Source organism: Yersinia aleksiciae (genome assembly GCF_001047675.1).
Lineage (GTDB): Bacteria > Pseudomonadota > Gammaproteobacteria > Enterobacterales > Enterobacteriaceae > Yersinia > Yersinia aleksiciae.
The window spans coordinates 1,204,994-1,214,470 of the sequence record NZ_CP011975.1; the positions used below are offsets into that span (position 1 = coordinate 1,204,994).

Sequence of the window (9,477 nt, forward strand, 5' to 3'; positions counted from 1 at the left end):
GCAGTCACCGAGCTATAAATGAGGTTATTAATGACTCAACGGTAATACACCGCGATATGCTGATCTTCCACTTTTTCTATACTGACCTTTATATCGAAAATCTCCTCCAGAATATCAGATTTCATTATCTCTTCCGGCGCGCCCCGATATATTACCTCACCGTTTTTCATGGCGATCATATGGTCGGAGTAAGCTGAGGCGAAATTAATATCATGGATAACCAGTATGATGGTTTTGTGCAGCTCATCAGCAGCACGGCGCAATTGTTTCATCATCGCCACGCAGTGTTTCATATCTAAATTATTCAATGGCTCATCCAGCAGGATATATTTCGTATCCTGACAAAGCACCATGGCGACATAAGCCCGTTGCCGCTGCCCACCCGAAAGCTCGTCAAGGTAGCGATCTTTTAGCGGCATCAGATTGAGGAACGCCATCGCAGCATCAATATGCTGGTGGTCACTCTCATTAAGCCGCCCCTTCGAATAGGGATAGCGACCAAACCCGACTAAATCCGATACGGTTAGGCGGCTGGTGAAGTGATTCTCTTGGCGCAAGACGGAAAGGATAGTCGCGAGCTTATCGCCAGACGTTTTCGCCACATCCAGCCCATTAAACAGTACGCGCCCCAGATCTGGCGTCAGCAAGCGGCTCATGATCGACAATAACGTAGACTTACCGGCACCATTTGGTCCAATGATGGAGGTAATCCCACCAGAAGGAATGCTCTCATTGATATTATTGAGCACCGCTGTGTCCTGGTATTTTTTATTAATGTCATTAATTTCAATCACACTGGAGCCTTTTTTATTAAAAGATAAATAAATAGCGCGCCACCAATAAACTCAATCACCACCGACAGCGTTCCCGACATATTCAGCAGGCGTTCGAGGATCAATTGGCCGCCAACCAAGGTAATAGTCCCCAGCAGAAAGACGCCCGGTAGCAAATATTGATGCCGGAATGATCCCACAATCGGGTAAGCCAGATTAGCGATCAATAAGCCTAAAAATGTCAGCGGCCCGACAAGCGCTGTCGAAATAGCCACCAATAACGAGACCAGCAGCAGGATAGCGGTTATTTTTTTCTGGTAGGCAACCCCCAGATTAATCGCGGTATTTCTGCCTAGGGCGATAATATCGAGGCAATAGCGCATGCGCCAAACGATAATACCCACCATCACAATTATCCCAGTGGACAGGGCGATAATTTCCGGAGCAGCTCGCGTAAAAGTCGCGAACACCCTCCCCTGCAAGATGGCAAATTCTCCCGGCGAAAGCAGGCGCTGCATCAAGCTGGATAAACTGCGAAATAAGGTGCCGCACACCAATCCCACCAGCAGCACTTTGTGCAGATTGATCCCCACACCGCTCAGTAACCAGCGATAAAGAAATACCGAGAACAGTAGCAGCAGTGCCGATTCGCAGAGAAACTTGCCGGTGACGCCCAACACTTTGAACCCATTGGCATCAATAAAGAATATCAACATAGTCTGAATGAGGATAAATAGCGCCTCAAGCCCCATCACCGACGGCGTTAATATTCGGTTATTGGTGACCGTTTGGAATAAAACGGTGGCGATACCGGCGGCAAAGGCGACCAGCAGCATAGTGGCTAAAATAAGGCCACGGTGGACCAAAATATACTGAATATTGCCCTGTAGATTAATCGTCATAAAGATGATGATAGCGACAAGGGCAATCAGGCTCAGTAACACTAGCCTTTTTGCCGGTATGCTTAGCGCCCTGTTATTTGCCTGAAGCGGGCTCTCTTTTGAAGAATACTCACTAGCCTGCATGGCGTTTCGTCCTAACAATTAATAACAGGAAAACCAGTGCGCCAATGGCCCCTAAAATAACGCTGGCAGGTATTTCAAATGGGTAGCTAATTAACCGACCGATAATGTCACATAAAACGACCAGCCCACCGCCACACAGCGCCACCCAGGGTATGGTTCGTCGTAAATTGTCCCCCATCGCCATACTGACAATATTGGGGACAATTAAACCGAGGAAAGGCAGCACACCAATCACCACCACCACCACACCGCTGATGATGGCAATGATGGACATCCCGACCATCATCACGCGCTGATAATTCAAGCCAACATTGACCGAGAAGTCCCGCCCCATGCCAGCAACGGTAAAGCGATCGGCGATCAGGCAGGCAATCAGTGTCAACGCGCCGACTATCCACAGCAGCTCATAGCGGCCCTGCAACACACCAGAGAAATCACCGGATTCCCAGCTACCGAGCGATTGCAGCAGATCGAACTCCATCGCCAAAAAGGTGGTCACTGCACTAAATACCGCACCCAGCATAATGCCCGTTAGCGGCACCATCAGCGCCGATTTCATCCTCATGCGCGCAAGTAGCATCATAAACATCGCGGTGCCGCCCATCGCAAAGAGTGTGGCGACCAGCATTTTGACGACCACTGGCGCTGATGGGCTAAATACCATAACCAATAACAAGCCAAGGCTGGCCGATTGGGTGGTTCCCGCAATAGAAGGCTCGACAAAACGGTTTTGTGTCAGCATCTGCATAATCAGACCGGCGACACTCATCGCACTCCCCGCCAGAACCAGTGCCAATGTTCGCGGCACTCGGCTGAGGAGGAAGATGTCGCGCATATCGGGATCTGACCACACATCCGCGACGGTGACATGTCCGGCACCGATAAACAGACTGCACATCATCAGGCCCAGTAAGATAACCAGGCCGGCGATAACACTAAGATTTTTCATCAGTAATGATTATTGTGCGGGTGCTTGTTTATCCAGCACTGAGGCAATTTTATCCATCAGCTGCGTATAGCTCTGCACACCACCGGCAATATAGAGTGAGGCAGAATCAAGATAGACAATATGGTTATTTTGCCAGGCTTTAGTTTTATGAATCAGCGGATTATCAAGAACTTGCTGTGCGGATTGCCCTTCGGCCCGACCAATCGCATTGTCGCGATCCAGCACAAACAGCCATTCAGGGTTAGCATTAAGAATGAATTCTGAGGTCACCACATTGCCATGGCGGCCCGATTCTGTGAAAGTGGCCGCAGGCTTGAATCCCAGCTCATCAAAGACAAAGCCAAAACGGGAACCCGGGGTGTAAGCAGACATTTTTCCGCCGCTGACCATCACCACCATAGCTGAACCTGCGTCAGCTGATTTTTGCTTGATGTCGTTTATCTGGGCGGTGAATTTGCTCAACAGCGCTTTCGCATCGTCCTCTTTACCAAAAATGGAGGCCAGTTGCTCAGTGCGCTGAGTCAGGCTCCGGGTAAAGTGCTGAGTATCAATATCAAGTGCGATGGTGGGCGCGATGGCACTCAGTTTGTCATACGCATCTTGAGCGCGGCCACCCGCAATGATCAGATCAGGTTTTGCCTGGCTCAGTGCCTCGTAATCAGGTTCAAAGAGTGTGCCTGCATTCAAATATTCGGGGCCACTGTATTTGGATAAAAAGGCGGGCAGATGCGTGCTGGTTTGTGGGACACCAGCCACTTTAATGTTCAGGGCATCGGCAGTATCCAACACCGATGGGTTCAATATAATCACTTTTTGCGGGTTTAGCGGAACCTGAGTGGTCCCTTGCGCATGTTCAATGCTGATTTTTGCTGTTGCTTCTGGAGCCGCAGATGAGTCATCACAACCGGTCATCGCAACAGTGGCTGCCAATAATGACGAAAATAGAGCCAGACGTAATCGCATTTTCTCTCCTGAAAAGTGGGAATGTAAAGATCCTTGAGTGCTAACGCTAATGATTTGCATTACTAATGTCGGAATAATACCTATCTCTGCCAGTGATGAACAGGTTAAAAAACCACTTTAATCTGGCCGCTACACCTACCCCATGCAAATCTTGCGCAGTTACATGACAGTTTTGTGAACAATCTCTAAAGATAAAATAATTAGATTGATCTATCTACGCGGGTAGATACACTAAAAAGGAAGGTAAAGATTAATGTTTGCTAATGTTTTTCATCCGGCACCTTTTAGCCCGCTTATCTCAGTGGCTGAGTGCCAGGCGAATAAACAAACATTAATGCGTGAACATGATGCTTCAACACCAGGGGAACCTTTTTAATGACTTCACTCAATAGCTCGACGGCAGACAATGCTCCATCAGAGAGCATGGCTGCGGAAGAGCGTCTGGCTACGCCCGAAGGTCGCAAAGATTTTTGGCGCGCAACCTTTTCATGCTGGCTCGGCACCGCCATGGAGTATGCAGACTTCGCACTCTATGGTTTAGCTGCTGGCATAATATTTGGTGATGTCTTCTTCCCTGAAGCAACACCCGCGATCGCCTTGTTATCCAGCTTTGCGACCTACTCCGTCGGCTTCATTGCTCGCCCCATTGGCGCACTGTTGTTTGGCAGATTAGGTGACCGCAAGGGCCGGAAAGTGGTGATGATTACCACCATCACCTTGATGGGGGCATCCACTACCCTCATTGGTTTAATCCCAAGTTATGCGTCTATTGGCCTATGGGCACCTGCCACCTTGGCCTTTTTACGCTTTATGCAAGGGTTGGGCGCTGGGGCTGAACTCTCTGGCGGTGCGGTAATGTTAGGGGAGTATGCCCCTGCTAAAAGGCGCGGTCTGGTCTCTTCAATTATTGCTTTAGGCTCTAACAGCGGCACCTTGCTGGCAGCGCTGGTTTGGTTGTTAGTGTTGCAGATGGACAAACAGAGCTTGCTTGATTGGGGCTGGCGTATTCCGTTCCTCTCCAGCATCTTAATCGCCGGTGCCGCACTGTTTATTCGCCGTCATATGCGTGAAAGCCCGGTCTTTGAGCGCCAAAAGCGGGTGCTGGAACAGCAGCGTCAACAAGCACTGGCGCTGGGTCGTGAGCACGTGGCAGAAGTGGATAACCGCAGCTTCTGGCAGCGTAGTAAATCCTTCTGGATCATGGTGGGCTTGCGTATCGGCGAGAACGGCCCCTCCTATCTGGCGCAGGGCTTTATGATTGGTTATGTCGCCAAAGTGCTGATGGTCGATAAATCAGTGCCGACCATGGCGGTGTTTATCGCCTCCTGCCTGGGCTTCCTGATCATCCCACTGGCGGGTTATCTGTCGGATCGTTTTGGTCGCCGGATCACCTATCGCTGGTTCTGCCTGTTACTGATTATCTATGCGTTCCCGGCATTTATGCTGCTGGAAACCCGCGAGCCCATTATCGTGATGGGTACCATTATTGTCGGTATGGGTTTGGCATCACTGGGGATCTTCGGCGTGCAAGCGGCGTGGGGCGTTGAGCTGTTTGGCGTGACTAACCGCTACACCAAGATGGCCGTAGCGAAAGAGCTAGGCTCCATTTTGTCCGGCGGCACGGCCCCATTGATGGCCGCTGCCATGTTGACCTTCACCGGTCACTGGTGGCCAATCGCCCTGTACTTTGCTGTCATGGCGGGAATCGGTTTTGTCACCACCTTCTTTGCCCCTGAGACACGCGGACGTGACCTCAATCTGCCAGAAGATGCGATTTAATACCGAGGCCCATGGATGGGCTGAGTCACAAATGTAGCCAACGCACGCGCAGCTTGAAGTATGAGATTTAATACAGAAATTGCCTGCCTTTCACGGTAAAGTGAGTTTACCACCCGCTTTACCGGGGATTTCCCCTTGGATCTACCCTTCAGGGATGTTTGGCATCTATCTTCAGATTAAGTAGGTAACTTTGGTCAACCGTACTACACGTTCTGATGTGGCCCGCGAAGCAGGTACCTCTGTCGCCGTGGTAAGTTATGTCATTAATAACGGGCCGCGTCCGGTCGCTGAACTCACTAAACAGCGCGTGCTGGATGCCATCGAAAAAACCGGTTACCGTCCCAATGGCATTGCCAGAGCATTGGCGTCTGGCACCACTAAAACCTATGGGCTGGTGGTCCCCAATATCTCCAACCCTTTTATCTCTTCGATGGCCCATGCCCTGCAACGTGAAGCCTTTACTAACGGGCAAGTGTTGTTGCTGGGCGACGCCGGCGACTCTCGTCAGCGTGAACTCGAACTGATTAATAATCTGCTGCTTCGTCAGGTTGATGGCTTGCTGTATACCAGTGTCGACCGTCATCCCTATATCGAATTAATTCAGTCTACTGGCACGCCCTTTGTGATGCTCGATAGAGTCGACCCTACGCAGCAAGTCTGTGCCATTCGAGTAGATGAGCGCGCGGCGGCGTTTCAGGCGACCCAACATCTGATTGAGCATGGCTATCGTGAAATCGCCATTATTTGCGGTCCGCTGGATATGCTTAATACTCAAGATAGGGTGAATGGATGGCGCGATGCCTTGCTACAGGCTGGATTGCCGGTGCGCAATGAGTGGATTTTCGCCACCAGCTACACCCGCCCCGGTGGTTATCAGGCGGCACAGCAGATGCTAAAAGGGCCGCTGCCACAAGCCCTATTTACCACCAATGAATTACAGGCGTTTGGCTGCCTGCGGGCCATGGCCGAACACAATCTGACGGCACCCAAAGATCTGGCGCTTATCTGCTTTAACGGCACCATCGAATCTGAATATAACGTGCCGTCATTGACCACCGTACGCCAGCCGGTAGACGCGATGGCGAAAACCGCGATCGACATGCTGAAAAACTGGACGGGCGCACCGGCGATTCACGAATTCAATTTTTCACTGCAACTCGGTGAATCCTGCGGCTGCTCCCGCAGTAAAAAAGATTAGTTTCCAACATAAAAAAGATAAAAAATATGCGTTTAATTATTGATTGTGACCCAGGAAATGGCGTACCCGGCGCTAATGTCGATGATGGTTTAGCACTGGCACTCGCCATCGCGGCCCCGGAAATAAGCTTAGAGTTGATCACCATCGTGGCGGGTAACACCCCAAGCGAGGTGGGATTCTCTGTTGCCCATGATTTAGTCAAGCGTCTGGGATTGAGTATCCCCATTATTCGTGGAGCCTCGCAGGCGCTGGTTGAACCGGCCGCCCCTTGGCGTAACAAACTGGATAATGGCGCAACCCAAAGTGGATTAACCGCACTGTGGCAGCACACACCGCGCCCTCCAGTGGTAGCACCAACAGCACCGCTGGCGGCCCATGCCATCGGTGAACTCATCTGCAATAACCCCGGCGAGATAACCTTGGTGGCTATCGGCCCGCTAACCAATATCGCCCACGCGATGCAGCTTTATCCGCAATTGGCCTCATCAGTAGCCGAAATTGCGATCATGGGCGGGGTCTTTAATGTCGATGGCTACCTGAAAGACACCAATTTTGGTCTCGATCCTGAAGCGGCCCATGTGGTACTGACCAGCGGTGCCAATATCACGCTCGCGCCTTTGGATGTCACCACCCAGACCCAACTACTGCATCAGGATTTGGATAACATCGCGCAAATTGACTCACCGCTTAGCCGTTATCTGGTGGAGACTCTCCGCCCGTGGATCAGCTATTCAATGCAAACTCGCCAACTGCCGGGGTGTTGGGTACATGATGCCCTGGTGGTCGCCTGGTTGCTGGATAAAAGCATCGTGACCACCACCCGTGACTACCTTGATGTCGCACTGGAAGGGGCGCTGACCCGTGGCATGACCTTGCGTTTCAGTCCAGAGAGCCTGCGGTTGAATGTGGGCGTTCCGGCCCCACAGGGCAAACCCGCTAAAATACTGCAAACGGTTGATAATAAAAAGCTCTTGGATACCCTGTATCAGGCTCTAAGCTGTTATCGTTAGTCTGGTTACACCGCTGTTAGACCGATATCAACTATCATATCTATCCATCTTGGGGCTTTTCTGCTGTCGGGCGGCCCCAGCTTAAATAGGATCTGACTTAAATCAGTGTAAGACTGTAGTCTTACCACAACTGAGATTAACTATGCTGACACTGCTTCACCTGCTCTCTTCCGTCGCCCTGCTAGTTTGGGGTACACACATCGTCCGTACCGGCATCATGCGGGTTTATGGCGCTGATTTGCGCCGAATTCTGAGTGCCAGTATCCAGAAAAAACCCACCGCGTTTATTGCTGGTATTGGTGTAACGGCACTGGTACAAAGCAGCAATGCCACCGCGCTGCTGGTGATCTCTTTTGTCTCGCAGGGGTTGATTTCACTGTCGCCCGCCCTAGTGATTATGTTAGGTGCCGATGTCGGCACTGCGCTGATGGCGCGAGTGCTGACCTTCGATCTCTCTTGGCTATCGCCCTTGCTAATTTTAATCGGGGTGATTACCTTCCTCGGGCAGCGTAAAGCCCGTATCGGGCAGATGGGACGCGTGGGGATTGGCCTTGGGCTGATTATTCTGGCGCTGCAACTGATTGTCACCTCCGCCGGGCCGATTACGCAGGCCACCGCCGTACAGGCTATTTTCTCCTCCCTGACCGGCGATACCATTTTGGCATTATTGATTGGCGCGCTGTTCGCCATGATCAGTTATTCCAGTCTGGCCGCTGTCCTGCTAACCGCCACACTGGCCACCACCGGCTTAGTGCCGCTGAATATCGCCCTGTGCATTGTGATCGGCTCGAATCTCGGTAGCGGTTTACTGGCCCTGATCAGCAGCCGTGGGCAGAATGCCATCTCCCGACAAGTGGTGTTGGGGAGCTTATTATTTAAAGTGGTCGGCTGCATTTTGGTGCTGCCATGGGTCAATACCTTAACGCCATGGTTGCTCGGTCAGAACCTCCCTGCCGCCGAAGTGGTCATTTACTTCCACGTATTCTATAACCTGCTGCGCTGTTTACTGATGCTGCCATTGGTGGAAGTGATGGCACGAATCTGTAACCGTCTGGTCAGTGATGCCCCAAGCACCGCGCAACCTTTCGCGCCACGCTATCTGGATATTACCGCCATCGATACCCCCTCACTGGCCCTCGCTAACGCCGTGCGGGAGACCCTACGTATGGGCGATGTGTTGGAGCAAATGCTCTTCCGCTTCAAAGAGGTGCTCGAAGGCAATAAGCAGCAAAAACATGAAGTGAGTTTGCTGGAAGATGAAGTGGACATGCTGTATAGCGCGATTAAGTTATATTTGGCGCAAATTCAGCAAGATGAGTTGGGTGAGATTGATTCACGCCGCTGGGCGGAAATCATCGATACTGCCGTCAATCTCCAGCAGGCAGGTGAGATTATTGGCCGCATGAGCGCCGATGTGGCTGCTAAATCCCTCAATGCTCACAAGCCATTTTCTGCCGAGGGATTTGATGAGCTAAGCACCCTGCATACCCGGCTGGTAGCAAATCTGGACTTAGGCATGTCGGTATTCTTATCCCGTGATATCAATAATGCCAAACGCCTGCGCCGTGCCAAGCATCGCTTCCGCTTGCTAAACCGCCGCTACTCCCATGCCCACGTCGAACGCCTGCATCAGCAGAACGTCCTGAGCATTGAAACCAGCAGCCTACATATGGGGCTGTTAGGGGATATGAAGCGCCTAAACTCGCTGTTCTGCTCAACGGCCTACCATGTGCTGGAAGTGCAGGAAGAGTCTCTGGATTGAGCAAATTCTGATCATAAA

8 protein-coding genes are annotated in these 9,477 nt (G+C 51.4%); 4 read left to right on the forward strand and 4 right to left on the reverse strand.

What is annotated here, in order from left to right:
* Positions 1–35: 35 nt before the first annotated feature.
* From ACZ76_RS05615 to ACZ76_RS05630, 4 genes are read right to left on the reverse strand one after another with little or no spacing between them, the layout of a single operon-like run.
* Positions 36–794, reverse strand: a complete 759-nt coding sequence (locus tag ACZ76_RS05615; RefSeq protein WP_048617571.1) for an iron ABC transporter ATP-binding protein — start codon at positions 792–794, stop codon at positions 36–38.
* Entirely contained in the window at positions 791–1,798 is a 1,008-nt protein-coding gene (locus ACZ76_RS05620) for an iron chelate uptake ABC transporter family permease subunit (RefSeq protein WP_048617573.1), read from the reverse strand. The genes ACZ76_RS05615 and ACZ76_RS05620 overlap by 4 nt, the downstream gene beginning before the upstream one ends.
* Positions 1,788–2,747, reverse strand: a complete 960-nt coding sequence (locus ACZ76_RS05625) for an ABC transporter permease (protein ID WP_048617574.1) — start codon at positions 2,745–2,747, stop codon at positions 1,788–1,790. The genes ACZ76_RS05620 and ACZ76_RS05625 overlap by 11 nt, the downstream gene beginning before the upstream one ends.
* Before the next feature lie 9 nt (positions 2,748–2,756).
* The gene (locus ACZ76_RS05630; protein WP_048617577.1) at positions 2,757–3,710 is read right to left on the reverse strand and encodes a siderophore ABC transporter substrate-binding protein; all 954 of its coding nucleotides are present in this window, start codon (positions 3,708–3,710) and stop codon (positions 2,757–2,759) included.
* Positions 3,711–4,085: 375 nt separating this feature from the next.
* Between ACZ76_RS05630 and ACZ76_RS05635 the strand changes: the two genes are divergently transcribed.
* From ACZ76_RS05635 to ACZ76_RS05650, 4 genes are all read left to right on the forward strand, one after another.
* Positions 4,086–5,489: an MFS transporter gene (locus ACZ76_RS05635; protein WP_048617578.1), complete on the forward strand. Its 1,404-nt coding sequence runs from the start codon at positions 4,086–4,088 to the stop codon at positions 5,487–5,489.
* Between the two features lie 190 nt (positions 5,490–5,679).
* Positions 5,680–6,687, forward strand: coding sequence for a LacI family DNA-binding transcriptional regulator (locus ACZ76_RS05640; protein WP_048617581.1), 1,008 nt, complete (start codon positions 5,680–5,682; stop codon positions 6,685–6,687).
* Positions 6,688–6,713: 26 nt separating this feature from the next.
* Positions 6,714–7,697 (forward strand): nucleoside hydrolase, encoded by a 984-nt coding sequence (locus ACZ76_RS05645; RefSeq protein WP_048617583.1) that lies wholly within the window; start codon positions 6,714–6,716, stop codon positions 7,695–7,697.
* A 142-nt stretch (positions 7,698–7,839) separates the two neighbouring features.
* On the forward strand, positions 7,840–9,459 hold the full coding sequence (locus ACZ76_RS05650) for a Na/Pi cotransporter family protein (RefSeq protein WP_048617585.1): 1,620 nt from the start codon (positions 7,840–7,842) through the stop codon (positions 9,457–9,459).
* The last annotated feature ends 18 nt before the right edge of the window (positions 9,460–9,477 follow it).

Bases quoted from the DNA above. Each gene is read 5' to 3' on its own strand.
- ACZ76_RS05620 (WP_048617573.1), bottom strand. From the start codon at position 1,798: ATGCAGGCTAGTGAGTATTCTTCAAAAGAGAGCCCGCTTCAGGCAAAT.
- ACZ76_RS05625 (WP_048617574.1), bottom strand. From the start codon at position 2,747: ATGAAAAATCTTAGTGTTATCGCCGGCCTGGTTATCTTACTGGGCCTG.
- ACZ76_RS05630 (WP_048617577.1), bottom strand. From the start codon at position 3,710: ATGCGATTACGTCTGGCTCTATTTTCGTCATTATTGGCAGCCACTGTT.
- ACZ76_RS05635 (WP_048617578.1), top strand. From the start codon at position 4,086: ATGACTTCACTCAATAGCTCGACGGCAGACAATGCTCCATCAGAGAGC.
- ACZ76_RS05645 (WP_048617583.1), top strand. From the start codon at position 6,714: ATGCGTTTAATTATTGATTGTGACCCAGGAAATGGCGTACCCGGCGCT.
- ACZ76_RS05650 (WP_048617585.1), top strand. From the start codon at position 7,840: ATGCTGACACTGCTTCACCTGCTCTCTTCCGTCGCCCTGCTAGTTTGG.